The 26,572-nt window shown below is 72.9% G+C and carries 21 protein-coding genes; 18 read left to right on the forward strand and 3 right to left on the reverse strand.

What is annotated here, in order from left to right:
• The first annotated feature begins 8 nt into the window (after window positions 1-8).
• The 5 genes from efp (at window position 9) to ACFYWM_RS00630 (ending at window position 4,089) form a co-directional block, all read left to right on the forward strand.
• Entirely contained in the window at window positions 9-569 is a 561-nt protein-coding gene (gene efp, locus ACFYWM_RS00610; protein WP_362676412.1) for an elongation factor P, read from the forward strand.
• On the forward strand, window positions 569-979 hold the full coding sequence (gene nusB, locus ACFYWM_RS00615) for a transcription antitermination factor NusB (protein ID WP_344747379.1): 411 nt from the start codon (window positions 569-571) through the stop codon (window positions 977-979). Before efp ends, nusB begins: the two co-directional genes overlap by 1 nt.
• Window positions 980-1,493: 514 nt before the next feature.
• Entirely contained in the window at window positions 1,494-2,252 is a 759-nt protein-coding gene (locus tag ACFYWM_RS00620; protein WP_389906897.1) for a class I SAM-dependent methyltransferase, read from the forward strand.
• 37 nt (window positions 2,253-2,289) lie between these two features.
• Window positions 2,290-3,528, forward strand: coding sequence for a DNA polymerase IV (locus ACFYWM_RS00625; protein ID WP_389906899.1), 1,239 nt, complete (start codon window positions 2,290-2,292; stop codon window positions 3,526-3,528).
• Window positions 3,529-3,675: 147 nt separating this feature from the next.
• Window positions 3,676-4,089 carry a DUF3040 domain-containing protein gene (locus tag ACFYWM_RS00630; protein ID WP_362870367.1) on the forward strand — a complete coding sequence of 138 codons (414 nt, stop codon included), beginning with the start codon at window positions 3,676-3,678 and terminating at the stop codon, window positions 4,087-4,089.
• 404 nt (window positions 4,090-4,493) lie between these two features.
• Here ACFYWM_RS00630 and ACFYWM_RS00635 read toward each other — a convergent pair whose 3' ends face one another.
• From ACFYWM_RS00635 to ACFYWM_RS00645, 3 genes are read right to left on the reverse strand one after another with little or no spacing between them, the layout of a single operon-like run.
• On the reverse strand, window positions 4,494-6,965 hold the full coding sequence (locus tag ACFYWM_RS00635) for a transglutaminaseTgpA domain-containing protein (protein WP_389906901.1): 2,472 nt from the start codon (window positions 6,963-6,965) through the stop codon (window positions 4,494-4,496).
• On the reverse strand, window positions 6,962-8,218 hold the full coding sequence (locus tag ACFYWM_RS00640; protein ID WP_389906903.1) for a DUF58 domain-containing protein: 1,257 nt from the start codon (window positions 8,216-8,218) through the stop codon (window positions 6,962-6,964). The genes ACFYWM_RS00635 and ACFYWM_RS00640 overlap by 4 nt, the downstream gene beginning before the upstream one ends.
• Window positions 8,215-9,192 carry a MoxR family ATPase gene (locus ACFYWM_RS00645; RefSeq protein ID WP_344747382.1) on the reverse strand — a complete coding sequence of 326 codons (978 nt, stop codon included), beginning with the start codon at window positions 9,190-9,192 and terminating at the stop codon, window positions 8,215-8,217. The genes ACFYWM_RS00640 and ACFYWM_RS00645 overlap by 4 nt, the downstream gene beginning before the upstream one ends.
• 492 nt (window positions 9,193-9,684) lie before the next feature.
• On the opposite strand from ACFYWM_RS00645, the gene mraZ reads away from it, so the two are divergent.
• From mraZ to ftsZ, 13 genes are all read left to right on the forward strand, one after another.
• On the forward strand, window positions 9,685-10,116 hold the full coding sequence (mraZ, locus tag ACFYWM_RS00650; RefSeq protein ID WP_344747384.1) for a division/cell wall cluster transcriptional repressor MraZ: 432 nt from the start codon (window positions 9,685-9,687) through the stop codon (window positions 10,114-10,116).
• Between the two features lie 226 nt (window positions 10,117-10,342).
• Window positions 10,343-11,335 (forward strand): 16S rRNA (cytosine(1402)-N(4))-methyltransferase RsmH, encoded by a 993-nt coding sequence (gene rsmH, locus ACFYWM_RS00655; RefSeq protein ID WP_389906906.1) that lies wholly within the window; start codon window positions 10,343-10,345, stop codon window positions 11,333-11,335.
• A 43-nt stretch (window positions 11,336-11,378) separates the two neighbouring features.
• A complete protein-coding gene (locus ACFYWM_RS00660; RefSeq protein ID WP_389906908.1) occupies window positions 11,379-11,828 on the forward strand; it encodes a hypothetical protein in 450 nt (149 codons plus the stop codon).
• Window positions 11,825-14,671, forward strand: a complete 2,847-nt coding sequence (locus tag ACFYWM_RS00665) for a penicillin-binding transpeptidase domain-containing protein (protein ID WP_389906910.1) — start codon at window positions 11,825-11,827, stop codon at window positions 14,669-14,671. Before ACFYWM_RS00660 ends, ACFYWM_RS00665 begins: the two co-directional genes overlap by 4 nt.
• A 40-nt stretch (window positions 14,672-14,711) precedes the next feature.
• Window positions 14,712-16,256, forward strand: a complete 1,545-nt coding sequence (locus ACFYWM_RS00670; protein WP_389906912.1) for a UDP-N-acetylmuramoyl-L-alanyl-D-glutamate--2,6-diaminopimelate ligase — start codon at window positions 14,712-14,714, stop codon at window positions 16,254-16,256.
• Between the two features lie 12 nt (window positions 16,257-16,268).
• Entirely contained in the window at window positions 16,269-17,783 is a 1,515-nt protein-coding gene (gene murF, locus ACFYWM_RS00675) for a UDP-N-acetylmuramoyl-tripeptide--D-alanyl-D-alanine ligase (RefSeq protein ID WP_389906914.1), read from the forward strand.
• Entirely contained in the window at window positions 17,780-18,838 is a 1,059-nt protein-coding gene (mraY, locus tag ACFYWM_RS00680; RefSeq protein WP_389906916.1) for a phospho-N-acetylmuramoyl-pentapeptide-transferase, read from the forward strand. The genes murF and mraY overlap by 4 nt, the downstream gene beginning before the upstream one ends.
• Window positions 18,839-18,932: 94 nt before the next feature.
• Entirely contained in the window at window positions 18,933-20,273 is a 1,341-nt protein-coding gene (murD, locus tag ACFYWM_RS00685) for a UDP-N-acetylmuramoyl-L-alanine--D-glutamate ligase (protein ID WP_389907510.1), read from the forward strand.
• Entirely contained in the window at window positions 20,270-21,586 is a 1,317-nt protein-coding gene (gene ftsW / locus ACFYWM_RS00690) for a putative lipid II flippase FtsW (protein ID WP_389906918.1), read from the forward strand. Before murD ends, ftsW begins: the two co-directional genes overlap by 4 nt.
• Before the next feature lie 14 nt (window positions 21,587-21,600).
• The gene (gene murG / locus ACFYWM_RS00695; protein WP_389906920.1) at window positions 21,601-22,689 is read left to right on the forward strand and encodes an undecaprenyldiphospho-muramoylpentapeptide beta-N-acetylglucosaminyltransferase; all 1,089 of its coding nucleotides are present in this window, start codon (window positions 21,601-21,603) and stop codon (window positions 22,687-22,689) included.
• A 110-nt stretch (window positions 22,690-22,799) separates the two neighbouring features.
• Window positions 22,800-24,206 carry a UDP-N-acetylmuramate--L-alanine ligase gene (murC, locus tag ACFYWM_RS00700; RefSeq protein WP_389906922.1) on the forward strand — a complete coding sequence of 469 codons (1,407 nt, stop codon included), beginning with the start codon at window positions 22,800-22,802 and terminating at the stop codon, window positions 24,204-24,206.
• A gap of 40 nt (window positions 24,207-24,246) precedes the next feature.
• Window positions 24,247-24,915 (forward strand): cell division protein FtsQ/DivIB, encoded by a 669-nt coding sequence (locus ACFYWM_RS00705; RefSeq protein ID WP_389906924.1) that lies wholly within the window; start codon window positions 24,247-24,249, stop codon window positions 24,913-24,915.
• Window positions 24,916-25,149: 234 nt separating this feature from the next.
• Window positions 25,150-26,526: a cell division protein FtsZ gene (gene ftsZ / locus ACFYWM_RS00710; RefSeq protein ID WP_389906926.1), complete on the forward strand. Its 1,377-nt coding sequence runs from the start codon at window positions 25,150-25,152 to the stop codon at window positions 26,524-26,526.
• The last annotated feature ends 46 nt before the right edge of the window (window positions 26,527-26,572 follow it).

The raw sequence follows: 26,572 nt of genomic DNA on the forward strand, positions 1-26,572 counted from the left end.
AGAGACTAGTGGCGACGACGAACGACCTCAAGAACGGCCTGGTGCTCAAGCTCGACGGCGGTGAGCTCTGGGCCGTCGTGGAGTTCCAGCACGTCAAGCCCGGCAAGGGCGGCGCGTTCGTCCGTACCAAGCTCAAGAACGTGCTATCGGGCAAGGTCGTCGACAAGACCTTCAACGCGGGCGTCAAGGTCGAGGTGGCCAACGTCGACAAGCGCGAGATGCAGTTCTCCTACATGGACGGTGACGACTACGTCTTCATGGACACCGAGAACTACGACATGCTCCACGTCACCCGGGTGGCGGTCGGCGACTCGGCCAACTACCTGCTGGAGAACATGCTCGCCACCGTGGCGATCAACGAGGGCAACGTCCTGTACGTCGACCTGCCCGCGGCCGTCGAGCTGATCGTCGCCGAGACCGAGCCCGGCCTCCAGGGCGACCGCTCCACCGGCGGCACCAAGCCCGCCAAGCTGGAGACCGGCGCCGAGATCAAGGTGCCGCTCTTCATCACCACAGGCGAGAAGGTCAAGGTCGACACCCGCACCGGCGATTATCTCGGCCGCGCCTGATGTCGGCACGGGGTAAGGCGCGCAGGCGCGCGCTGGACATCCTCTTCGAGGCCGAGGCGCGTGGCGAGGACCCGCTCAGCGTCCTCGCCGAGCGCCTCCAGCGGGCCGAGCCGCCCGTGAACGAGTACACCACGACGATCGTCGAGGGCGTGTGCAGGCACCGGGCGCGCATCGACGAGCTGATCACCACCTACTCCGAGGGCTGGACGCTCGACCGCATGCCGGCGGTCGACCGCAACCTCCTGCGCGGGGGCACCTACGAGCTGCTGTGGATGCCCGACGTCCCCGAGGGCGTCGTCATCAGCGAGTGGGTCAGCCTGGCCTCGGAGCTGTCGACCGACGAGTCGCCGCAGTTCGTCAACGGCCTGATGGCCCGTTTCAAGCAGCTCAAGCCCTCCCTGGCGCTCTAGGCCGCCCGCACGGGGAGCCCGGGGTCCCGGTCTCCCGGTCTCCCCGCCCCGGCGGACCTCCCCGCCCTGACGGACCTTCGCGCCCCGGCGGACCTCCCCCGGCGGGTCTCCGCCGGAGACGTCCGCTTTCCTCCTGGCTTGCCCGCGGGATCGGTCCGCGCCGGGAAAAAGACTGGATCAAGTACGAGTATGGATGGCCCTTGGGCCGCGCCGGGGGATGCGCGACGTAGGCTGGGCTTGTCGCTGGACATTCGGGGCAAATGCCCTGTCCTTCGGGCAAGGAGGAAAGCCTTCTCGCCCTGTCGGTTCAACCCGTTAGGGTTGGGGTGTCCCGCGGCGGCCGGGCGGGACCTGTGGTTTCGGACGCGGCGGGGCGTGCCGTGTCCGCGCGGACCGGCTTCGGGGAGACCCGGCCGCCGAGCCGCGAACCCGCGGATCCGACCGGCACCCAGGTGCTTGAATCCGGGGCTCTCGGGCCGCGGAGGACGTCAACCTACGAGGAGGCGATCTGAAGTTGCACGCCGTAGGCATCTCACGGCAGGCGGGCACGCCCGCGGTCCGCACGGCGGTCGTATGGGACGTCCTGAGTGCCGTGCTGGCCGAGCGGGTGGCCGCGACAGGCCGTGAGCGGCTCGACATCGTCGACGCCGGGGGTGGCACGGGCGGTTTCGCCGTCCCCCTGGCGGACCTCGGGCACGCCGTGACGGTCGTCGACTCCAGTCCCGACTCGCTCGCCGCGCTGGAGCGTCGCGCGGCGGAGGCGGGGGTCGAGGTCCGCGCCCTGCAGGGCGACGCCGCGGACCTGGAGGAGCTGCTCCCCACCGGCGGCGCCGACCTGGTGCTCTGCCACAGCGTGCTGGAGTACGTGGAGGATCCGGCCGGCGCGGTGAAGGCCATGGCCGGCCTGCTGCGCGAGGGCGGCGTGATCAGCGTCCTCGCCGCCAACCCGCTGGCCGCCGCGCTCCACCGCTCCATCGCCGGAAGGTTCGACGAGGCCCGCCAGGTCCTGGACGACCCCGAGGGCCGCTGGGGCGACCGCGACCCCACGCCCAGGCGCTTCACCCGCGAGGCCCTGGAGCGCCTGCTGGCCGTGACGGGCTTCGCCCCCGGCGAGGTCCACGGCGTGCGGGTCTTCGCCGACCTGGTGCCCAGCAGGCTGCTCGACGGCGAGCCCGGAGCCGCCCGCGCCCTGGTCGCCCTGGAGCAGGCGGCGGCGGCGCACCCGGTGCTCCGCGACATCGCGACCCAACTGCACGTGCTTGGCCACCGGTGAACGCCGCGTCGAACGCCTGTTCCCGTAGGATGGCGTCGTGTCGAGAAAGCAGCAGGTGCCGCGCCCGGGCGCCGATCTGGGGGCGGACGACACCGGCTGCCCGATCCTCCACGTCGACATGGACGCCTTCTACGCCGGCGTCGAGCTGCGCGACCGTCCCGATCTCCGGGGCACCCCCGTCATCATCGGCGCGCCCGGGGCGCGCGGGGTGGTGCTCAGCGCCACCTACGAGGCCCGGAGGTTCGGGGTGCACTCGGCCATGCCCATGACCCGGGCCCGAAGGCTCTGCCCCCAGGCGGTGATCATCCCGCCCAGCCGGGGCAAGTACGCGGAGGTCTCCCGGCGCGTCATGGAGATCTTCCAGACCTTCACCCCCGAGGTCGAGCCGATCGCCTCCGACGAGGCGTTCCTCGACGTCGGCGGCGCCCGCAAGCGTCTCGGGCCTCCGGCGGCGATCGCCCGGATGATCCGCGAGCAGGTCGAGCGCGAGCAGGGCATCACCTGCTCCGTCGGGGTCGCCAGCAGCAAGTTCGTGGCGAAGCTCGCCTCTCAGCACTGCAAGCCCGACGGCCTGTTCGTGGTGCCCGCCGACCGGGTGGTCGACTTCCTGCACCCGCTCCCCGTGGCGGCCCTGTGGGGCGTCGGGGAGCGCACCGAGCGGTCCCTGGCCCGCCTCGGCGTCAAGACCGTCGGCGACCTCGCCCGGACCCCGGTGGACACGCTCCAGCGGGAGCTGGGCCAGGCGGCGGGCGCGCACCTGGCGGCGCTCGCCTGGGGGCGCGACGAGCGCCCGGTGACCCCCGACGTCCCCGACAAGAGCATCGGCGCGGAAGAGACTTTCGCCACAGACATCGCCGACCCGGCGGAGATCCGCAGGGAGCTGCTGCGGCTCTCGGAGCGGGTCGCCGCCAGGCTCAGGAAGGGCGGCAGCGTCGGCCGCACGGTCAGCGTCAAGCTCCGCCGCGCCGACTTCACCACCCTGTCCCGGTCCCGCAGCCTGCGCGAGCCCACCGACGTCGCCAAGATCCTGTACGACGTCTCCTGCGCCCTCTACGCCGCGTCCGGCCTGGAAAACGTCCATCTGAGGCTGGTCGGCGTGCGGGTGGAGAACCTCAGCCCGGCCGCCGGGGCGACCCGCCAACTCGGTCTCGGAGAGCGCGAGACGGGCTGGCGGGAGGCCGAGCAGGCGATGGACAGGGCGGTCCGCAGATTCGGTCAGGATGCCGTCCTCCCGGCCTCCCTTGTTCGCCCTCCGTTTGATGGAATAGATCCATGAATCCGCCTCCGGTTTGGACTACGTTGGACGTTTTCTTTCGTCTACGTCTACAGCCTCGTATTCTGGGGATAACCGACCGCGAGGTTCGGACACCCCGTGTCGTCCGTCACCGTCTTCCCCGTCCTGGGGCTGTCCTTGGGAGGCGCCGTGCCGCTCTCTGAGCACGAGCAGCGCTTGCTCGACCAGATCGAGCAGGCCCTCTACGCCGAGGACCCGAAGTGGGCCAATACCGTCAGGATCAGTGATCCTCGCAGCCATTACAGGCGCCGCCTGGTGAAGGCCCTCGTCGGCTTCATCCTGGGCGTCGTCCTGCTGATGGTCGGCGTCGTGATCAACAACGTCCCGCTCGGCATCCCGCTCGGCGTCGGCGGTTTCGTGGTCATGCTCGCCGCGTGTCTGTGGGGCCTGTCCAGCTGGAAGCGGATGAACGGGTTCGGTGAGGCCAACGCGGCCACGCCCGCCGATCAGCCGCGAGGCAAGGGCGGGCGCCGTGCGGGCTCCCGCCAGAGCTTCATGGAACGCATGGAGGAGCGCTGGCGCCGTCGCCACGACGAGCGCTAGCCCGGCGGGGTCCGCCGTCCGCGGCGGCCTCTCCTGAAGGATCCCCCTGTGACGACGAGGGTCACTCCCGATGCGGGAGCGGCCCGCGTCGCCTGTCGAGTCCCCCGGATTCCGCACTTCTTGACGGTCGAGGTTCGCCACCTCACGCCCTGAGAGCCCGCGCTCCGCGCTTTCGCGGTCACCGGGCGTGTCCGGATCCCCTGCCCCGAGCCCCCGGCGAGGACGGGCCGGGAGCTCCGCCGCCCTGGCGATCGGCCGGGGTCCGCCCGTCCTGAAGGTTACTGTTCCGTACCTCCCGGCGGTCCCCGAGAAGCGACGGTCCCCGAGAAGCCGCCCCGGTGATCGGGACGCGGTCGCGCGTCCCGATCACCGGGGAGAGCCGGGAGAGCCGGGGGCCGGAGGGGCTAGGCGCCCTTCCTGGCCAGCCCGCGCAGCCGGATGTTCTCCAGACGGTCGAAGCCGTCCAGCACCCGCCCGCCCAGCGCCCGCATCCGCAGGAGCGTGGAGGGCGGCAGCAGCACCGCCCTGATCCGCCTGCCGCGGGTCACGGTGGCCGCCAGCGCCCGCCGCACGCTCCGCATGTCCTCGCGCAGGGTGCCGATCTCGCCCGGGGTCCTGGCGTAGAGCATCCGCTCCACCGCGGCGGCGATCCTCGCCAGCGCGGCGGCGGCCTCGGGCTCGAACACGTACTGCTCGGCCAGCCGCCTCGACAACGCGCGCGGGCTCTCGCTCGCCTGCCGGGCCATCCCGTAGTCGCACAGGGCGTCGTCGAGCTCGGCCCACGCGGCCGTCACGGCGGGCTCCCAGCGGATCACCCTGACCTCCGAGGGGGAGGTGGCGGCGCCGGAATCCGGGGCGGCCCGCCCCCCGCCCGCCGGGTCCACGGCCCGCCCGGAACGGGGCCTCGCCGGGTCTCCGGCCCGCGAGTAGGCCCTGTCGCGGCGGAGCCGCAGCTGCCAGCGGATCATCGCGGGGATCAGCACGACCAGCAGCGCGATCGCGACCCCGATCCCGATCTTCGCCGCCAGCGGCATCCCCTCGTCCACCGGGGTCAGCACGCCGCCGAACTCCCGGTCGAGCATCTCCTCGCGGCGGTCGTTCGCCGCCCCGGTCGGAGAGTCGGAGGCGGCCGGGCCCGACGACGGCGCGGTGCTCGGCTCGTCGGGGGTGTCCGGTGTCACCTCGGGGCGGGTGTAGGACGGTATCGTCGCGCTGCCCTGGCCCGCCCCGCCCGCCGGGGTGGGCTCGAAGCGGAGCCACCCGGTGCCCTCGAAGTACAGCTCGGGCCAGGCGTGCGAGTCGTGGGTGCGCACCTGCCACCCGCCTGAGGTGACGCTGCCCCCGGTGTAGCCGATGGCGACCCGGGAGGGGATGCCCAGGACGCGCGCCAGCACCGCCATGGAGGCGGCGAACTGCTCGCAGTAGCCGGTCCTGTTGCGGATCAGGAAGTCCGTCAGCGCCGGGCCGTCGTGCCCCTGGGTGGCCAGGCTGTAGGTGAACCCGCCGGTCTCGGTGAAGAACTCCTGCAGCTGGATCGCCTGCTCGTACGGGCTGGAACCCCGCTCGGTCTCCTGGAGGGCGAGCTGCCTGATCTCGTCGGGCAGGTTCTCCGGCAGCGTCAGGTAGCGTTCCCTGATCGCCGTCGCGGGCGGGGCCGCCGCCTTGAGCCGGTCCGCGGTGGGTTCGGGCTCGGCGGTGACGGCCTGGTACGTCAGGCCCCCCGCGGTGTTCCGCGTGGAGAAGACCATGAGCGTGTCGCGGTCGGGCCGCCAGTCGCCCGCCACCGTGACCTTGGACACCGGGTAGGGCAGGGGGAGGAAGCTCAGCCTCCTGACCTGGTCGCTCACCGTGACGCTGAGGGTCGTGGGGGTGACCGGCACGCCCGTGCCCTGGCCAGGGGGCGGGGGCATCGGCGCGTCGGAGGTCCGGTCCTCGGGGCGGCCCCTGGGCTCCGACATCGTCCACTGCTCGCCGTCGAAGATGTCGAGCGAGTACATCCTCAGGTAACGGGCCGTGCGGTCGCCGGCCTGGTAGGTCAGGACGGTGGAGTTCTCCGGCAGCGACAGCTGGCCGCGCAGGTTGACCATGGGGTTCGGGATGCTGATCGAGTTGCCGCCGCCCCTGCCGTTGCCCACGCCGAAGCCGAACAGCGGGTTGGGCTCCATGGTGGGCAGCAGCGCGGGCAGCAGGACGGCGAGCGCGATCGCGGTGAAGCCGATGCGCCTGCCGGAGAGCCGCAGCGCCCCGCTGTCGGAGGGCGTGGGCCGGGTGACGGTGAACGACGAGGTGCGGCGCACCAGCACCGCGCGGCCCCAGTGGCTGACCCGCTCCCGCCCGTCGGCGACGAGGATCCCCAGGTAGCCCAGGGCCCCGATGATGAACGCCGGCCAGCTGATCGGCTCGGCGACCACCGCCGCCGGGACCGTGAACAGCGCCAGCAGCGGCAGCCCGGTGAGGGCCGCCCTGCGCAGCCGCGCCGCCAGCACGTCCACCAGGACGGCGATCAGGCCGACGCCGCCGCAGGTGAGCAGGACGATGCCGGTGCTGTCGGGCACCGGGGCGGCGAACCGCTGGATGTCGGCGAAGCCGGTCGTCAGCAGCCTGTCGAGCCTGGCGATCGAGTCCCAGGTGGGGACGACCTTCCCCCACGCCTCGTCCCCGGCGAACACCGCCGTCAGGTAGATCCACACGCCCAGCACCTGCGCGGGCGGCGCCAGCCAGCCGGGCAGCGCGTAGCGGCCGGCCAGCACGCCGATCCCGGTCACGACCAGGATGACGCCCACGCTCGACCAGAACCAGTCGCCGCCCTGGAAGAGCGGGTAGAGCGCGATCGCGACCGCTCCGGTGGCCACGCCCGACGCGATGGAAAGTCTCATGAGCCACCCCTGCTCGTCGCGAATCGTCCGCGTTGCGCGACGTCCTGCCACACGCTCGCGACGGAGGCGCCGGCGGGCAGCCGCACGACGCGCCAGCCCGTCCCGGTGAGCACCGACCGCGCCGCCTGGAACTCCTCGTCCTCGCCCAGCTCGGGATGCTCCCATCCCTCCACGTCCAGCATCACGGCCACGCCGGTCACGTTGCCGTGCCTGGCCCTGGACAGCTCCTGGGCCTGGTCGAGGTCCATCTTGCCGAGCACGGCCACGATCAGGCCGTCGCCGCCGCCCTGCCGCAGCGCGCCGACGCCGTACTCCAGCGACCGCGCCGTGCTGGCCCGTACGACGGCCAGGGTGTCCAGCAGCGACAGGCTCAGCCCGGTGTCGGTGAGGTGCTCGGCCCCCTGGTCGGTCACCAGGCGCAGGCCGAGGCCCTCGTGGGCGAGGTGCACGCCGATGGAGGCCGCGGCCGAGACCGCCGCCTCGAACGACGAGCGCGGACCCTCGCCCCGGTGGGCGTAGCGGCGGGTGTCCAGCAGCAGCGCCCCCCTGCTCTGCCACTGCTGCTCCTCGCGCCGCACCATCAGCTCGCCGTGCCTGGCGGTCGAGCGCCAGTGCACCCGCCGCAGGTCGTCGCCCTGCCGGTACTCGCGCGGCGCGACGTCGTCGTCCCCGGCCGCCGCCACGCTCCTCGTGCGGCTGTCGCCCCCGCCCGTCCACTCGCCGGCCAGGCGGACGTGGGGCAGGGCCACCACCTGGGGCGTCACCATCAGCGTGTCGCTGATGGTGAACGACCTGGTCAGCTCGACCAGGCCGAAGGGATCGCTGATCCGGATGGAGAGCGGCCCGATGGTGAAACGCCCGCGCAGGTCGGAACGGACCCGGTAGTCGATCTCCCGGATGCCCTGCGCCTCCACCCGGTCCAGGACGAACCTGGGCCGGGCGCCGAGCGCGTAGGGAACGGTGTCCTCGATCATCAGCAGGCCGGTCGGCAGCCGGGTGACGTTCTCCAGTCGCAGCGTCACGGTGGCCTCGCTGCCCACCTCGGCCCTGGGCGGGTCCAGGCGCCGGGCGCAGCTCAGCCGGTAACGGGTGCGGGCGACCACCATCGCCGCCAGCAGCGGCAGCGAGATGATCAGCACGCCGATCCTGACCAGGTCGTGCTCGCCGAGGATGAAGGCGCACAGCAGCGCCGCGACGCCGGACGCCAGAAAGGACCGGCCGCGGGCGGTGAGCGCCTTGAGGCCGGAGGTCACCGGGCCTGGGCCTCGGGCACGGGCACCCGGCGGACCAGGTCGGCGATCACCTGCTCGGGCGGGCGGCGCTGCCCCTGGGCCTCGATGCTGGGCAGCAGCCGGTGGGCCAGGACGGGGACGCACAACTCCTGCAGGTCGTCGGGGATGACGTAGTCGCGGCCCGCGAGCGCGGCGTGCGCCCGCGCGGCCCTGACCAGCTGCAGGGTCGACCGGGGGGAGGCGCCCAGGCGCAGGTCGGGGGACTGGCGGGTGGCGGTCACCAGGTCGATCGCGTACTTCTTGATCGGCTGGGAGACGTAGACCCCGCGCACCGCCTCGATCAGCGCCTTCACCTCCTCGGTGGTGGCCACCGGCTCCAGCTTGTCCAGCGGGGAGGCGGCACCGTGCACGTCGAGCATCTCCAGCTCCGCGGAGGGGGCTGGGTAACCCATCGCGATCCGGGCGGTGAACCGGTCGCGCTGCGCCTCGGGAAGGGGGTAGGTGCCCTCCATCTCGATCGGGTTCTGCGTCGCGATCACCATGAAGGGGGAGTCCAGCCGGTAGGTCGCGCCGTCGACGGTGACCTGGTGCTCCTCCATGCACTCCAGCAGCGCCGACTGGGTCTTCGGCGACGCGCGGTTGATCTCGTCGCCCACCACGATGTTGGCGAAGACCGGGCCGGGCTTGAACTCGAACTCCCTGGTCTGCTGGTTGTAGGCGCTCACCCCCGTGATGTCGCTCGGCAGCAGGTCGGGGGTGAACTGCACGCGGCGCACCGGGCAGTCGATGGATCGCGCCAACGCCTTGGCGAGCATGGTCTTGCCCACTCCTGGCACGTCCTCGATGAGGAGGTGCCCCTCGGCGAGGAGTACGGTCAAGGTCAGGCGGACGACGTCGCTCTTGCCCTCGATCACCGATTCGATCGACTGGCGGATCCGGTGCGCGGTGACGACGAGATCATCGAGCTGCGGTGAGACGTCATGGGTTACTGCCACCAGGCCTCCATGAGGGTGCGGCGGTTGCGCGCCGGGGGGTTGCCGTTGCGGAATCTTTGCGATCCCGTAACTCATTCTGCTTACCGACACTACGGCGCCGTGCGTTCCCTCGGCGACTTTATGCGGTCATCAGGGCTGATTCCGGGTAAACAGCCATAGTGCGGCCACGACGGTCGCGGTGCGGTACGGATGAGGTGCCGATCCCGTGACGGGCCCGGGGATCCTCGCCTTCCCCCATTCTTCACCGCCCTCCGGTTTATTTCATGATCTTCTGACTATTCGGGCGGCCTTCCCGACACGCCCGTGGCGTACGAGGGGCCGCTTACCCTCTCCACTCCGCACCACCCCATTTGAACTGGGGAAATGGCGCCGAAACCCGTCGTGAAGAGGCACGGAATCAGTTGACGGTGGAGAGAAGTGGAGTATGGTGGTGCGCAGTGGAGGGCAGGGCTGCGACGCCTGGCGCTCCGCTGGGCACGGGAGGTGAGGCCGGTGTTCCTCGGCACCCACCACCCGCGTCTCGATGACAAGGGACGGCTGTTCCTGCCGGCGAAGTACCGCGAGGAGCTGGCGGAGGGTCTGGTGATCACCAAAGGCCAGGAGCGCTGCCTCTACGTCTTTCCCGTAGAGGAGTTCCAGCGCATAACCGAGGCTCTGCGCACCGCGCCGGTCACCGCCAAGGCGGTCCGCGACTACAGCCGCGTCCTCTTCGCCAGTGCCTCCGACGAGGTCGCCGACAAGCAGGGCCGGATCACCGTGCCACAGGCTCTGCGCGAGTACGCCAGCCTGCGCCGCGACTGCGTGGTCATCGGGGCCAACACCCGGCTGGAGATCTGGGCCGCTGACGCCTGGAGCGCCTATCTGGCCGACCAAGAGCAGGCTTTCGCCGATCTGTCGGAGGAGGTGCTGCCAGGGATTCTGTGACTCCACGGTCGACTCATCGGTAAAACGTCGTTCGGCGAGGTCTCCACCCGCAACCACCTGCCCGTCAGCTGATGCACCTTCCCCGGTGTCAGGTGACGGGCGGACACGCGGGTGCGGATGGGGACCTGGCCGGACGGCCCCGGGGGTGGGGGCCAGTTTTCAAGACACCGGTGAGCGTCCGCCGCGCGTCCACGGGACGGGGCGGGAAAGAGGGGGGTTGCGCTTCATGCGCGCCGAGAACCACGACCATGATCTCCAGACGACCGGGGGTCACGTCCCCGTCATGCTCGACCGGGTGCTGGAGTTGCTCGCTCCGGCGCTGGCCCGCCCCGCTCCCGTCCTCGTCGACGCCAACCTCGGCCTCGGCGGCCACGCCGAGGCGCTGCTCGCCGCGCATCCCTCGCTCCACCTGATCGGGATCGACCGCGACCCCACCGCCATCGAACGCTCCACCGCCAGGCTCGCCCCGTACGCCGACCGGATCACGCTGGTCCGCGCGGTCTCCGACGAGCTTCCCGAGGTGCTGGCCGAGGCGGGCCGCCCGCGCGTCGACGCCGCGCTGTTCGACCTGGGCGTCTCCTCCCCGCAGCTGGACGAGGCCGAGCGCGGTTTCGCCTACTCCTACGACGCGCCGCTGGACATGCGGATGGACCGCGACGAGGAGCTGACGGCCGAGGTCGTGGTCAACACCTACCCGGCCGCCGAGCTGATCCGGATCCTGCGGGATTACGGAGAAGAACGATTCGCCCCGCGTGTCGCGCACTTAATCATCAAGGAAAGGGCCAGAGAGGCCATAACGTCTACCAAGCGGCTTGCGGAGATCGTCAGGACGGCGATCCCGGCCGCTACCCGCAGGACCGGGGGCAACCCCGCCAAAAGGACTTTTCAGGCGTTGCGGATCGAGGTGAACGCGGAGTTGACAGCACTGGAACGCGCGCTCCCGGCCGCGCTCGACGCATTGACGCTGGGCGGGCGCGTCGTCGTGCTCGCGTACCACTCCCTCGAGGACCGGCTGACGAAGCAGGTCATCACCGCGCGGACCAGGGACACCGGCCCCGCCGGACTCCCCGTCCCGCTGCCGGCTCACCAGCCGCGGTTCGCGCTCCTGACAAGGGGAGCCGAGCTTCCGAGCGAAGAGGAGGTGGCCCGCAACCCGCGGGCGGCCTCCGCCCGGTGTCGGGCGGCAGAGAGGATCCGTGAGGCAGTTGACGAGGAGTGAGACAGACACCCGACGCGCCGCGGCCAGCCGCGGCGCGCGCCCTGTGCGCGTCCCCCGCGCGGTGCCGCAGGGATACGGGGCCAGGCCGGCCAGGCCCGCGCCCGCGGCCGCTCCGGCCGCGCAGGTCAAGACACCTGCCGCACCCCGTCGCTCCCGGCCGCCGAGGGCTCCCTTCCTGCTGCTCGTGGTCGGCCTGCTCTGCGGCGGCCTGGTCAGCCTGCTGCTGCTGAACGCCGTGCTCGCCAAGGACTCCTTCAGGGCGAACGGGCTGCGCAACGAGATCAACGACCTGCGCATCCAGAAGGAGAGCAAGGAGAGCGCCATCATGCGCCAGGAGATGCCCGAGGAGGTCGCGAGGAGGAACGCGCTCCAGGGGCTGGGGGCCGACTGGGACGACATGCACGTCATCGACCCCGACAGGCCCTCCGTCGGGGTCGCCGGCGACGCCCGGACGCCCGCGGGGCAGGAACGAGTGCCGGGCACGGGCCAGTGAGGGAGAGCGGCGACCGGACCGGCGGCCAGGGCCCCGGACAGGGCCGCGCCGGTTCCACCGGGGGGCCGGCCGGAGGTTCGGGCCGCCGCGCTCCCGGCGGCCCCGGCCGTACGGCCGGGCCCGACGCCTCCCCGGACGTCCCCGGCAGGCAGGGCAGACCGGGCAGGCCGGGAGCGTCCGGGGACACCGGTGCCCCCGGCGTGCCCGGCGTCCCCCAGGGGCCCGCCTCCCCGCGCAGGTCCCCGGCCTCCGGCGCCCCCGGTTCGCCCGGCAGGCCGGCCGGTTCGGGTTCCTCCGGCGGTTCCGGCCGCGCGGGTTCCTCGGGCGCGGCGCGCAAGGCCGACGGGCCCGGCAGGTCCGGTGCTCCGGGCAGGCCGTCCGGCTCCGGCCGCGCGAACTCCCCCGAGGGGCAGGGCTCTTCGGGCAGGCCGTCCGCCGCCTCCGGCAGGGGAGGCTCTCCCGCCAGGGGGCAGGGCGGACGCCCGTCTCCCGCCGACGGTCCCGGCAAGGGGACCGGCAGGCCGGGTCCGGCCGCGAGGCCACCCGTCCAGGGCGGTTCCGGCCGGTCGTCCGGCTCCGGCGGTTCGGGCAGGGCGGGATCGTCCGGGAGGCCCTCGGCACCGGGAGGGTCCAGCAGGTCCGACAGATCTGACAAATACGACAAACCGGCGAGGCCGCCGGCCGCGGGCCCGTCCGGCAGGTCCGGCGCCCCGGGCAGGCCGGGTCCCGCGGGCAGGCCCGGTCCCGGCGCGCGGACGCCCGGCTCCGACGGACCGGGCAGGCCGGGGCGCCCTGACGGCAGGAGCGGTGCCTCCGGCCCTCCCAGTGCCTCCGGGGCCTCCGGGGCCTCCGGCAGGCCCGCCCGCCCCGAGACGCCGGGCAGGACCTCCGCCCCCCGGCCCGGCAGGCCGCCGGGCCCCGAGGCCCCGCGCGGGCCGGTGCGGCCCCCGCGGCCGGAGGGACCGCCGGACCCGCTGGGCTGGGTGCGGTCCGTGCCGAGGCGCGGCGGCGACCGGCCCGGTGATCACGAGCACACCCGCACGGTGACGCGCGGCGGTGGCAACGGTGGTGGTGGTGGCAGGCCGCCGCGGCCTCCGGCGCGCCCGTCCGCGGTGCTGCGCCTGGGCAACCCCCGCAGGCGCATCGGCATCGGCCTGATGGCGATGACCTTCGTGCTGTCCATCTTCGCGGGGCGGCTCATCCAGCTCCAGGGCCTCGACTCGAAGGTCTACACGGCGGAGGCGGCCAAGCAGCGCGTGCAGGGCGAGAAGCTGCCCGCCAGGCGGGGGGCGATCACCGACGTCAACGGCCACGAGCTCGCGCTGACCCTGGAGGCCCGCGAGATCTTCGTGGACCCCGCAGAGGTCTCCGCCTCCCAGCGCGACCGGGTGGCCACGATCCTGGCCAGGGAGCTGGGCACCCCCAAGGAGCCGATCGCCGCCAAGCTGGCCCAGAGCACCAGCCACTACCAGCAGCTCGCCTCGGCCGTCGACCCGGCGCTCGCCCAGCGGATCATGGCGTACGACCTCAAGGGCGTCGGCAGCAAGCACCGCTACCGGCGCGACTACCCGGGCGGCGACCTGGCGGGGACCCTGCTGGGGTTCGTCGGCACCGACGGCACCGGGCTGGCCGGGCTGGAGAGCACCTACGACAAGCTGCTCGCGGGCCGCGACGGCGAGCAGATCATCGAGACGGGCGCCACGGGGCAGCGCATCCCGATGACCCGCAGCACCGTCCGGGCGCCCATCGAGGGCAGGGACGTGCGGCTCACCATCGACCGCGACGTCCAGTGGGCCGCGCAGAAGGCGATCGGCGAGCAGGTCGAGGCGACCGGGGCGCGCACCGGCAGCGCCATCGTGATGGACGTGCGGACCGGCCGGGTGGTCGCGATGGCCAACGCGCCCGAGCTCGACCTGAAGAACTGGATGAGGGCCCCCGACACCGAGCGGGTCAACCGGTCGGTCACCGACGTGTTCGAGCCGGGCAGCACCAACAAGGTCATCACCGCCGCGGCGGCCCTGGAGTCGGGAGCCGTGCGGCCGGAGACCGTGTTCACGGTCGACGACGAGATCAGGTGCGCCGACCGGGTGCTGAAGGACTCCCACCCGCACCCCACCGAGCGCCTGACCTTCTCGGGCATCGTGGCGACCTCCAGCAACGTGGGCACGATCCTCGCCACCCAGAAGATCGGCGACGAGAAGCTCCACTCGATGCTCCAGCGCTTCGGGTTCGGCACGAAGCCCGGCACCGGGCTGCCGGGGGAGGAGGCCGGGCTCCTGCCCGACTGGAAGAACTGGTCGGGCAGCCAGCGCTGCACGATCGCGTACGGCCAGGGGGTCTCGGTGACGGCGCTGCAGACGGCCAGCGTCTACCAGACCATCGCCAACGGCGGGGTGCGCGTCACCCCGCAGGTCGTGGCCGGCACCACCGGGGAGAACGGCGCGTTCACGCCGTCCCCGCCGGGCAGGCAGACCCGGGTGATCGGCGAGCGTACGGCGCGCGAGGTGGCCACCATGCTGGAGGCCGCGGTGAGCGAGGAGGGCACCGGCAGCCTCGCCGCGATCGACGGCTACCGGGTGGCGGGCAAGACGGGGACCGCGATGCGCTACGACACCAGATGTCAGGGCTATTGCGGATACACCGCGACATTTGTTGGTTTCGCCCCCGCGGACAAGCCGCGGCTGGTCGTCCTGGCGGTCCTCCAGGACCCCCAGGAGGGCCACTACGGTGGGGAGATCGCCGCTCCGGTCTTCAAGAAGGTGATGACGTTCGCGTTGAAGAGCGGGAAGATCCCGCCGACCGGAACCAGGCCCTCCCCGGTGCGGATACGCGCCGGAGAGTGACGAGTGAAGGTACGCTCTCGCCGTGCATCCCCCGTCGTCAATGCGACCCTCAACCAGTTCGCCCCGTCCGCTCTCGGGGCTGGCGAGCCTGATCGGCGCGCCCTCGGGCACCTCGCGAGCCCCGCTGGCCGCGGTGTCCGGAATCACCATCGACTCGCGCCAGGTGTGCCGGGGAGATCTCTACGTCGCGCTGCCGGGGGCCACGGCCCACGGGGCCGACTTCTCCGCCCAGGCCCTCGCCGCGGGTGCCAGCGCGATCCTGACCGACGAGGCGGGCAGGCGGGCCGCGGTCGCGACCGGCCTGCCGGTCCTCGTCGTGCCCGATCCGCGCGCCCTGCTGGGGCAGGTCTCCGCCTGGGTGTACGGCAACCCGGTGGCGGACGTGATGGTCGTCGGGGTCACCGGCACCAGCGGCAAGTCCACCGTCTCCTTCATGCTGGAGGCCGGGCTGCGGGCCGCGGGGCACAGTCCCGGGCTCGTCGGGGGCGTGGAGATCCACGTCGGTGACCTGCGCTTCACGCCGAAGCTCACCACGCCGGAGGCCAGCGACCTGCAGGGCCTGTTCGCCCTGATGCGCGAGCGGGGCGTCACCGCCGCCGCCATGGAGGTCTCCAGCCACGCACTGGCGCTCGGCCGGGTCGACGGGGTGTTCTACGACGTGGCGCTGTTCACCAACCTGTCCCAGGACCACCTCGACTTCCACCGCGACCTCGACGACTACTTCGCGACGAAGGCCCGGCTGTTCACGCCCGAGATGAGCCGCGTGGGGGTCGTCAACATCGACGACGCCCACGGGCGCGAGCTCAGGGGCTTCGCGAAGATCCCGATGACCACCTTCTCCGCCGAGGGCGCCATCGAGGCCGACTGGCGGGCCGTGGACGTGCGCCTGGGCCCCGAGGGCAGCACCTTCACGGTCGTGGGCCCCGGGGGCGTCGAGGAGGCCGCGTCGGTCGCGCTGCCCGGCCCCTTCAACGTGGCCAACGCCCTGGGCGCGATCGTCGCGCTGGTGGAGGCGGGTGTGCCGCTGCGGGCCGCGGTGGCGGGCGTCGGTACGCTGGCGGGGGTTCCCGGCCGGATGGAGCGGGTCCCCGGCGGCGAGGACTTCCAGGCCATCGTCGACTACTCGCACAAGCCCGGCGCGGTCGAGTCGGTCCTGCGCTCGCTGCGCGAGATCACCGAGGGCAGGCTCGTCATCGTGCTCGGCTGCGGAGGTGACCGTGACCGTGGTAAACGCCCAATGATGGGAGAAGCCGCCGCAAGACTGGCAGATGTGGCTATTCTCACCAGCGACAACCCCCGCTCCGAGGACCCCCTGCGGATCCTCGCGGAGATGATGGACGGAGTTCTCGGCGTGTCCCAGGACGGGCGCGCGCATGTGATCATTGAGCCGGACCGCGCCGCGGCCATCGACCTGGCCATCGGCCAGGCTGGTCCCGGTGACGTCGTCGTCGTGGCCGGCAAGGGCCACGAGCAGGGTCAGTACGTCGGCGACCGGGTGCTTCCCTTCGACGACAGGCAGGTCGTGGCCGACGCGATCGTCAGGCGCAGGGACCGCACCGGGCGCCGAAGCACGTATGGAGAGTAGGGAAGACGCATCATGATCCCGTTGCCGCTGGCCAGGATCGCCGAGATCACCTCGGGCGCCCTCGCGGGCATGGCCGACCCACGCGCGGTGGTGCGCGGCCCGGTCGTCACCGACTCCCGCGCCGTCGAACCGGGGTCGCTCTTCGTCGCGATCAAGGGTGACCGGGTCGACGGGCACGACTTCGCCGCCCAGGCCGTCGCGGCCGGGGCGGTCGCCGTGCTGGCCTCCCGGCCGGTCGACGCCCCCGCCGTCATCGTCGGCGACACCGTGGCCGCGATGACGGTCCTGGCCACCGCGGTCTGCGCGGCCCTGCCGGCGACCACGGTCATCGGCCTCACAGGCTCCGCGGGCAAGACCACCACCAAGGACCTGCTGGCCAGGCTCACCGCCAGGATCGGCCCGACGGTCGCCACGGCCGGCTCGTTCAACAACGAGATCGGCCACCCGCTGACCGTGCTGAGGGCCGGCGAGGACACCCGCTACCTGGTGCTGGAGCTCGGCGCGAGGAGCGCGGGCCACATCACCCACCTGACCCGCGTCGCCCCGCCGAGGATCGGCGTGGTCCTCAACGTCGGCACCGCCCACCTGGGCGTCTTCGGCGGCAAGGAGGAGATCGCCAGGGCCAAGGGCGAGCTGGTCGAGGCGCTGCCCGCCGACGGCGTGGCCGTGCTCAACGCCGACGACCCGCTGGTGGCCGCGATGGCGGGGCGCACCGGCGCCCGCGTCACCTGGTACGGCCGGAGCGAGGGCGTGACCGTGCGGGCCGAGAACGTGACCGTCGACGAGCGCGGACGCGCCTCCTTCACGCTGCGCACCCCCTCGGGCGCCGCCCCGGTGGCCCTGCGCCTGTACGGCGAGCACGCGGTGGAGAACGCGCTCGCCGCCGCCGCGGCCGCCTACGAGCTCGGCCTGCCGGTCGCCACCATCGCCGAGGAGCTGTCGGAGGCCGAGCCGCGCAGCCGCTGGCGGATGGAGGTCACCGACCGCGCGGACGGCGTGACCGTGATCAACGACGCCTACAACGCCAACCCCGACTCCATGCGGGCCGCCTTCGGCGCCCTGGACGCGCTCGCGGGCGACCGCCGCCGCTTCGCGGTCGTCGCCGCCCTGCGCGAGCTGGGTGACGAGAGCGTCGCGCTCAACGAGGGGCTGGGACGCCTGGCCGGGGAAGCGGGCCTCGCGGGCCTGTTCGTCGTCGGCCCCGACGCGGACCCGGTCCTGGCCGGGGCCAGGGCCGCCGTGGGGGCCGCTGTCCCCGCTGTCCCCGTCTCGCACGGGGCGGCGCTCCACGGACCGCCGGGCGAGCCGCCCGGCCGCCTCTCGCCCGTCGCGGCGTTCGGAGAGGCCCCCGAGACCGGCGGCGCGGGTCCGGCCGCCACCCGGGTCTCGCACGCCGCCGACGCGGCCCAGGCGAGCGCGGAGCTGTCGGCGCTGCTGGCGCCCGGCGACGTCGTGCTGGTCAAGGGACCGCGCGCCGCGGGCCTCGAACACGTGGCCGCGGCGCTGCTCGGGGGTGACCGCCGATGAGGGAGATCCTCGTCGCGGCCGCGGTGAGCCTGCTGCTGTCCATGCTGGGCACGCCGCTGGCGATCCGCCTGTTCTCCCGGCGCGGCTACGGGCAGAGCATCCGGGAGGAGGGCCCCTCCGGCCACCACGACAAGCGCGGCACCCCCACCATGGGCGGCACCGTGATCGTGATCGCCGCGCTGGTCGGCTTCGCCTGCGCCCACCTGTACAGCTTCACGCCCCCCACGGTCTCCGCCGTCCTCGTGCTGTTCCTGATGACGGGACTGGGCGCGGTCGGCTTCCTCGACGACTTCATCAAGATCTACAAGCAGCGCAGCCTCGGCCTGCGCAGCGGTGCCAAGGCGCTGGGCCAGCTCATCGTCGGCGCGGTCTTCGCGGTCCTGGTGACCCGCTTCCCCAACGCCTACCTGATCACCCCGGCCGAGACGCGCCTGTCGTTCCTGCGGGACTTCGGCCCCTCCATCGGCCTCATCGGGTTCACGATCTGGGTGCTGATCATGATCGTCGGGTTCTCCAACGCGGTGAACCTCACCGACGGCCTCGACGGCCTGGCCAGCGGCGCCACCGGCGTGGTGCTGGCCTCGTACGTGCTGATCGGCAACTGGCAGCTGCGCAACAGCTGCACCACCCAGCTCGGGCCCAACTGCTACTGGGTCCGCGACCCGCTGGACCTGGCCGTGGTCGCCGCCGCGGTGCTCGGCGCGCTGGTCGGGTTCCTGTGGTGGAACGCCCCGCCCGCGAAGATCTTCATGGGTGACACCGGCTCGCTCGCCCTGGGTGGCGTGCTCGCCGGCCTCGCCATCACCACCAGGACCCAGCTCCTGCTGATCATCCTCGCCGGGATGTGCGTGCTGATCACCATGTCGGTGATCATCCAGGTCGGGTCCTTCAAGCTGACCGGCAAACGGGTCTTCAGGATGGCCCCGCTCCAGCACCACTTCGAGCTGAAGGGCTGGGCCGAGACGACCATCGTGGTCCGCTTCTGGCTGATCGCCGCCCTGTGCGCCGCCGGCGGGCTGGGGATCTTCTACGTGGAATGGATGCCCAGGCTGTGAACGACGGGTCGACGGGGCGGCCGGGCGCGGCCGGGGAGGGCACGTGATCTGCGTCGCGGGGCTGGGGGTCTCGGGCGTCGCCGTCGCCCGCACGATGGCCGGGCGCGGCGAGAGGGTCGTCGTCCTGGAGGGCCGCGACGGCGAGCGGGCCAGGGCGGTCGCCGCCGAGCTGGCCGCGCTCGGCGTCGAGGTCCGCTTCGGCGAGCCCGCCGAACCCCCCGCGGGCACCTCCCTGATCGTCACCACCGGCTGGCCGCCGCACCACCCGCTGCTCGCCGCCGCGGCGGCGGCCGGGATCGAGGTGATCGGCGAGGTCGAGCTGGCCTGGCGGCTGCGCCCCGGGGGCGCCGCCCCCTGGCTGGCGCTGACCGGCACCAACGGCAAGACCACCGCGGTGCGCATGCTCACCTCGATGCTGCTGGCCGCGGGCCACCGGGCGCTCGCCGTCGGCAACGTCGGCACCCCGGTGGTGGAGGCCGTCACCGGGCCCTCGGACGTGCTGGCGGTGGAGCTGTCCAGCTTCCAGCTGCACCGCGCGCCCGGCATCGCCCCGTACGCCGCCGCGGTGCTCAACGTGGCGCCCGACCACCTCGACTGGCACGGCTCCATGGAGGAGTACGCCCGCGTCAAGGGGGACATCTTCGCCAGGGCGGGGACGGTCGTGCACAACGCCGACGACGAGTGGGCGGCCCGCCTGGCCGCGCCGTACGGGAGCACCGGCGTGGTGCGCAGCGTGGGCTTCACCCTCAAGGTGCCCCGGCCCGGCCAGCTGGGCGTGGTCGAGGACCTGCTGGTGGACCGGGCGTTCGTGGCCGAACCGGAGAGCAACGCCGAGGAGCTCGCCTCGCTCGCCGACGTCCGCCCGTTCGCCCCGCACAACGTCTCCAACGCGCTCGCCGCCGCGGCCCTGGCCAGGGCCTACGGGGTGCCCGCGGCCGCCGTGCGCCAGGGATTGCTGGACTTCGTGCCCGACCCCCACCGGATCGCGCACGTGGCCAGGGTCGCCGAGGTCGACTACGTGGACGACTCCAAGGCCACCAACCCGCACGCCGCCGCCGCCTCGCTGGCCGCCTACCCGTCGATCGTCTGGGTCGCCGGAGGGCAGCTCAAGGGCGCCGACGTCGGCGAGCTGGTCCGCCGCGCCGCGCCCCGCCTGCGCGGCGCGGTGCTCCTGGGCGCCGACCGCGAGCGAATTCGCGAGGCTCTGGCGCGACACGCCGGGAATGTTCCGGTGGTGGAGGTCGCGGGGCAAGACACTGGGGTCATGGACCGTGTCGTCACCGAAGCCGCCAGGCTCGCCGCCCCCGGAGACACCGTGCTGCTGGCCCCGGCCGGCGCCTCTCTGGACATGTTCGCCGGTTACCCCGCCCGAGGGGAGGCGTTCGCCCGGGCCGTGCACCGTCTCGCCGAGGGGCACGACGGGGGAGCGGCGTGAGCGCGACGACCCAGGAGGGCGCGCCCGTCCTCAAGGGCGCGCCCGCTCCCAAGGGGGCGCCCGCGCGGCCCGACGGGTTCCGCGAGCACCTGCTCGCCTTCCGCGAGCTGCTGAACCGGCCGCTGACCTCGTACTACCTGATCCTGGGGTGCAGCGCGCTGCTGCTCACCCTCGGCCTGATGATGGTGCTGTCGGCCTCCAGCATCGAGGCGCTGCAGAAGACGGGCGATCCCTTCTACTGGTTCTTCAAGCAGTCGATCTCGGCGGCGCTAGGCCTGCCGCTGATGTGGATCTGCGCGCAGCTGCCGCCGCGGTTCTTCAGGCTCGCCGGCCTGCCGCTGATGGCGCTGTCGATCCTCGGGCTGGTGCTGGTGCTGTTCGTCGGCGTCTCCCAGCTCGGCGCCCAGCGCTGGATCGACCTCGGCCCCATCCACCTGCAGCCGTCCGAGCCCGCCAAGCTCGGGCTGATGCTCTGGGGCGCCGACCTGCTGGCCCGCAAGGCGCGCAACGGCATGATCGAGTGGCGCAGCCTGTTCATCCCGCTGATGCCGGGCACCGCGATCCTGGCCGTCATGGTCATGCTGGGACGAGACCTCGGCACCACGCTGGTGCTGATGCTGATCTTCCTGGCGCTGCTGTGGGTGGTGGGGGCGCCGCTGAAACTGTTCGGCGGGATCCTCGCGGTGGCGGTGCTCGCGACCATCGTCATGATCAGCACCGAGGGATACCGCGCGGACCGGATCACCGGGTGGCTGGACCCCTGGGGCAACGCCCAGAACGCCGGCTACCAGGCCGTGCAGGGACAGATCGCCATCGGCAGCGGCGGCTGGTTCGGGCTGGGCCTGGGCTCCAGCAGGCAGAAGTGGAGCTGGATCCCCCACTCGGAGAGCGACTTCATCTTCTCCATCCTCGGCGAGGAGCTCGGCCTGATGGGCACGCTCGTCGTGGTGGCCCTGTTCGGGCTGCTGGGCTACGCGGGGCTGCGGGTGGCCACCCGGGTCAAGGACCCGTTCATCAGGCTCGCCTCCGCCGCCGCGATCGCCTGGATCGTGGGCCAGGCGATCGTCAACATCGGCGCGGTCATCGGCGTGCTGCCCATCACCGGCATCCCGTTGCCGCTGGTCTCCTACGGCGGATCGGCCCTGCTGCCCACCCTCGCCGCCCTCGGCATGCTCCTGTCGTTCGCCAAGCACGAGCCCGGCGCCCGCGAGGCTCTCGCGGCCCATGGCCCCGGACCGGTGGCGCGGGGCCTAAGCTGGCTTGGCCTGGGTGGTCCGGCCAGGAAACGACGGCCGGGCCGCGGAAGACGATAAGCGAAAGGACCGACATGAGGGTGGTCCTCGCCGGTGGCGGGACGGCCGGTCATATCGAACCGGCGCTGGCCCTGGCCGACGCGTTGCGCCAACTCGACCCCAACATCGGGATCACCTGCCTCGGCACCGAGCGCGGCCTGGAGACCAGGCTGGTGCCCGCCCGGGGGTACGACCTGCAACTGGTGCCCGCGGTGCCGCTGCCCCGGTCCCTGACGCCCCAGCTGCTGAGCGTGCCCGGCCGCCTGGCGGGCGCCATCAACGCGGCCGCCGGCATCATGGACCACGTCAGGGCCGACGTCCTGGTCGGCTTCGGCGGCTACGTGGCGACGCCCGCCTACCTCGCGGCGCGGCGGCGCAACGTGCCGATCGTGGTGCACGAGGCCAACCCGCGCCCCGGCCTGGCCAACCGGCTGGGCGCGCGCCTCACCGAGCACGTGTTCACCGGCCATCCCGACACCCCGCTGAGCCGCGCCGAGCACGTCGGGATCCCGCTGCGCAGGGAGATCGTCAACCTCGACCGGCTGTCGATGGGCGACAAGGCCCGGTCCTGGTTCGGCCTGGAGGCCGACCTGCCCACGCTGCTGGTCACCGGCGGCTCCCAGGGGGCCCGCTCGCTCAACCGGGCGGCCCTGGCCGCCGCCCCCGCGCTGCGCGCGGCCGGGGTGCAGGTGCTGCACGTCATCGGCCCGAAGAACACCCTGGAGGAGGAGCCGCCGCCGGGCGACCCGCAGTACGTCGTGCTGCAGTACGTCGACCGGATGGACCTGGCCTACGCGGCGGCCGACTTCGCCCTGTGCCGCGGCGGCGCGATGACCTGCGCCGAGCTGACGGCCGTGGGGCTGCCGGCCGCGTACATCCCGCTGCCGCACGGCAACGGCGAGCAGCGGCTCAACGCCACCCCGATCGTGCAGGGCGGCGGCGGTCTGATGATCGACGACGCGGAGCTGTCGGCGGAGTGGATCGTCCGCAACGTGCTGCCCATCCTGTCCGACCCCGAGCGCGTGGTCACCATGTCCGAGGCGGCCTCCAGGATGGGCAGGAAGGACGCCGACGTGACGCTGGCACGCAGGGTGCTGCAGATCGCGGCGCGGGGGAGGGGCTGAATGAGCACGGAGGGGATCTCGCGCGACGGGCGCGGGGCCGCCGGAGACGGACGACGGCCCGACGCGGAGCGGACGCTCCCGCGCGGCGAACGAGGAGGGGCGGGCGGCCGATGAGCCTGGTCAAGCTGGTGGATCCGGTCGCGGCCGGCGACCTGGGACGGGTGCACTTCATCGGGATCGGCGGTTCCGGGATGTCCGGGATCGCGCGCATCCTGCTCAAGCGGGGCGTGCCGGTCTCCGGCAGCGACGCGCGAGGGTCGGACATGGTGACGGAGCTGCGCGACCTGGGGGCCAGGGTCCACATCGGCCACGCCGCCTCGCACGTCAAGCACGTCGACACCGTGGTGGTCTCCACCGCGATCCGCGACTCCAACCCCGAGCTGGGCGAGGCGCTGCGCCAGGGCCTGCGGGTCATCCCCAGGGCCGCGGCGCTCGCCTCCGTCATGGCGGGCAAGACCGGCGTCGCGCTGGCCGGCACCCACGGCAAGACCACCACGACCTCGATGCTCACCGTGGCGCTGCAGAAGTGCGGCACCGACCCCTCCTACTGCGTGGGCGGGCAGCTGGTGACGACGGGCCTGGGCGCCGACGAGGGCTCGGGCGGGGTGTTCGTCGCCGAGGCCGACGAGAGCGACGGCTCCTTCCTGATGCTCGCCCCCGACATCGCCGTGGTGACCAACGTCGAGCCCGACCACCTGGACAACTACGGCGACCCACGCGCGGTCCACGACAGCTTCGCCCGGTTCGTCGAGCGCGTCGGCTCCACCATGGTGGTCTGCGCCGACGACCCCGGCTCGGCCGCGCTGATCCCGATCGCCCGCGCCCGCGGGCTGAAGGTGATCACGTACGGCGAGGCGGAGGACGCCGACCTGCGGGTGGGCGGGATCGTTCCCGAGGGCCTGGGCATCACGTTCACGATCGCCGGGCGCGGGGAGGTGAGGCTCGCGGTGCCGGGCCGTCACAACGCGCTCAACGCCGCCTCCGCCATCGCCGTGGCGGAGGAGCTGGGCGTCTCCTTCGACGAGATCCGCGACGGCCTGGCGGCCTTCACCGGCGCCAAGCGACGCTTCGAGGCCAAGGGGGAGGCGGGCGGGGTGGCGGTCTTCGACAGCTACGCCCACCACCCGACCGAGCTCGCCGCCGACCTGCGCGCGGCGCGGGACGTGGTGGCCTCCTTCTCCGGCGACGGCAGGGTCATCGCGGTCTTCCAGCCGCACCTGTACTCGCGCACGCGCTTCTTCGCCGACGAGTTCGGCGCCGCGCTCGGCCTGGCCGACGAGGCGGTCGTCCTGGACGTCTACGGGGCCCGCGAGGACCCCGAGCCCGGCGTGTCGGGGGCGCTGGTGGCGGGCAAGGTGCCGCTGCCCGCGGAGCGGGTGGCCTACGCCCCCCACCGCGACAGCGTCCCGGCCCTGGTGGCGGGCCGGGCCAGGCCCGGCGACATCGTCCTGACCATGGGTGCGGGCGACGTGACGGAGCTGGGCCCCAGGATCGTGGCGGAGCTGGCCGCGCGGTGACCCACGTCGGCGGGCGCGGGTCGCCGGAGGGGGAGTGGTGATGAACGGGGTGTGGCGGTCGGCCTTCCTGGCCCTGCTCACCGTGGGGGTGGTGGGCATCGCCGCGTGGCTGGTGTTCTTCTCCCCGGTGCTCGGGGTGCGCGACATCCAGGTGGTCGGCAACGCGGGCCTGTCCGCGGAGCAGATACGGCGGGCGGCGGCGGTGGCCGCGGACATGCCCCTGGCCACCGTCGACGTCGCCGAGGTCGAGGGCAGGGTCGGCAGGATCCCGCAGGTCGAGTCGGTGACGGTCAGCCGCGCCTGGCCGGGCACCCTGCGCGTCGAGGTCGTCGAGCGCGAGCCGGTGGCGGTGGTGCCGGTCGGCGAGCGCTCCGCGCTGATGGACCGCCACGGGATGGTCACCGAGCTCAGGGACGTCGCGCCCCCGGCGCTGCCCGTGCTGCGGGTGTCGCGGCCGGGACCCGCCGATCCGGCGACCACGGCGGCGCTCGGCGTCATCACCGCGCTGCCGGCCAATCTCGCCCGCAAGGTCGCGGAGGTGCTCGCGCCGTCGGCGGAGACGGTCTCGCTGCGCCTCAAGGACGGCCGCGCGATCGTGTGGGGCGGCGGCGACCGTCCCGCCGACAAGGCGCGGATCCTTGTTACGCTGCTCAAGCGTCCGGCCGACACCTATGACGTCAGTTCGCCTGACGTCGTGACGGTCAGGTGATCTCATCGGATGGCGGGCGTTCCCGGAAGGTTCCCGGAAAAGGGCGGCCCGCGACACGCTGGACGCGCTGCGGCGCGGTTAGTTGACCCGCCAGGAGCGCAACTCCTACTGTCCGTATCACTCCTCAGGTTGACATAAAGCTAAATCTCAACTTGAGGGTGAGGGTTTTGGAAACGACGGCACGGCCCCGTGTCGCATGAAATTGCAAGTCAACGAGCGGAAAGGCCCCTCGTCGTGGCAGCACCGCAGAACTACCTCGCGGTCATCAAGGTTGTAGGAATCGGCGGAGGCGGAGTCAACGCCGTCAACCGGATGATCGAGGAGGGACTCAAGGGCGTCGAGTTCATCGCCATCAATACCGACGCCCAGGCGCTGCTGATGAGTGACGCCGACGTCAAGCTCGACGTCGGGCGCGAGCTCACCCGCGGCCTCGGCGCGGGAGCCAATCCCGAAGTCGGGCGCAAGGCGGCCGAGGACCACCGCGAGGAGATCGAGGAGGTCCTCAAGGGGGCCGACATGGTTTTCGTCACGGCCGGTGAGGGCGGCGGCACGGGCACCGGCGGCGCCCCGGTGGTGGCCAACATCGCCCGCACGCTGGGCGCGCTCACCATCGGTGTGGTGACCCGGCCCTTCAGCTTCGAGGGCCGGCGCAGGGCGATGCAGGCCGACGCCGGCATCGAGACCCTCCGCGAGGAGGTCGACACCCTCATCGTGATCCCGAACGACCGGCTGCTGTCGATCTCCGACCGGCAGGTGAGCGTGCTGGACGCCTTCAAGGCGGCCGACCAGGTGCTGCTCTCCGGTGTCCAGGGCATCACCGACCTGATCACCACGCCCGGCCTGATCAACCTCGACTTCGCCGACGTGAAGTCGGTCATGTCCGGGGCGGGCTCGGCCCTGATGGGCATCGGCCACGCCCGTGGCGACGACCGCTCGGTCGCGGCAGCCGAGATGGCCGTCTCCAGCCCGCTGCTGGAGGCCAGCATCGACGGCGCGCACGGCGTGCTGCTGTCGATCGCCGGCGGCTCCGACCTCGGCCTGTTCGAGATCAACGAGGCGGCTCAGCTGGTCTCCACCGCCGCCGCGCCGGACGCCAACATCATCTTCGGTACGGTCATCGACGACGCCCTCGGCGACGAGGTGCGCGTCACCGTGATCGCGGCCGGGTTCGACGAGCCCGCTCCCGAGCCCAAGCCGCTCGCGCAGCCGGCCGCCCGCCCGCAGCCCGTCTCGCGCCCGGCCCAGCCGCCCTCGGCGGCCCCCCCGGTCCGCCCGCTGGCGCCCACGGTCAAGGCCGAGCCCCGCCCCGAGCCCAGGGTGGAGCACGCGCCGCCCCCGCCGGTGCGGCCGGTCTCCGGCCCGCCGCCCGCGCAGGCGGAGCCCCAGCCGCAGCAGATCTACCCGGTCCAGCAGGCGCAGCCCCCGGCGGAGCACGCCGAGCCGCAGCGCGCGGAGGAGCCGCACTCCCCCCCGCTGTCGATCCCGCGCCCGGCCCCCGAGCCCTCGCAGCCGACGCCGATCTCGGCCAGGGCCACCGACCCCGCCCGGCGCCGGCCGGTGATCTTCGAGGAGCAGGAAGAGGAACTGGACGTCCCCGACTTCCTGAAGTGACATCCCTCACGGTGGGGGCGGCCACGGACCGCCCGGCCGTGCCGGG

The organism is Streptosporangium sp. NPDC002721 (assembly GCF_042888905.1).
Classification (GTDB): Bacteria; Actinomycetota; Actinomycetes; order Streptosporangiales; family Streptosporangiaceae; genus Streptosporangium.

What these genes read in the sequence shown, in the direction of transcription:
- ACFYWM_RS00670 (WP_389906912.1), top strand. Translation starts at nt 14,712, where the DNA reads ATGCGACCCTCAACCAGTTCGCCCCGTCCGCTCTCGGGGCTGGCGAGC.
- murC (WP_389906922.1), top strand. Translation starts at nt 22,800, where the DNA reads ATGAGCCTGGTCAAGCTGGTGGATCCGGTCGCGGCCGGCGACCTGGGA.
- nusB (WP_344747379.1), top strand. Translation starts at nt 569, where the DNA reads ATGTCGGCACGGGGTAAGGCGCGCAGGCGCGCGCTGGACATCCTCTTC.
- murD (WP_389907510.1), top strand. Translation starts at nt 18,933, where the DNA reads ATGGCCGGGCGCGGCGAGAGGGTCGTCGTCCTGGAGGGCCGCGACGGC.
- rsmH (WP_389906906.1), top strand. Translation starts at nt 10,343, where the DNA reads ATGCGCGCCGAGAACCACGACCATGATCTCCAGACGACCGGGGGTCAC.
- murF (WP_389906914.1), top strand. Translation starts at nt 16,269, where the DNA reads ATGATCCCGTTGCCGCTGGCCAGGATCGCCGAGATCACCTCGGGCGCC.
- mraY (WP_389906916.1), top strand. Translation starts at nt 17,780, where the DNA reads ATGAGGGAGATCCTCGTCGCGGCCGCGGTGAGCCTGCTGCTGTCCATG.
- ACFYWM_RS00705 (WP_389906924.1), top strand. Translation starts at nt 24,247, where the DNA reads ATGAACGGGGTGTGGCGGTCGGCCTTCCTGGCCCTGCTCACCGTGGGG.
- murG (WP_389906920.1), top strand. Translation starts at nt 21,601, where the DNA reads ATGAGGGTGGTCCTCGCCGGTGGCGGGACGGCCGGTCATATCGAACCG.
- ACFYWM_RS00635 (WP_389906901.1), bottom strand. Translation starts at nt 6,965, where the DNA reads ATGAGACTTTCCATCGCGTCGGGCGTGGCCACCGGAGCGGTCGCGATC.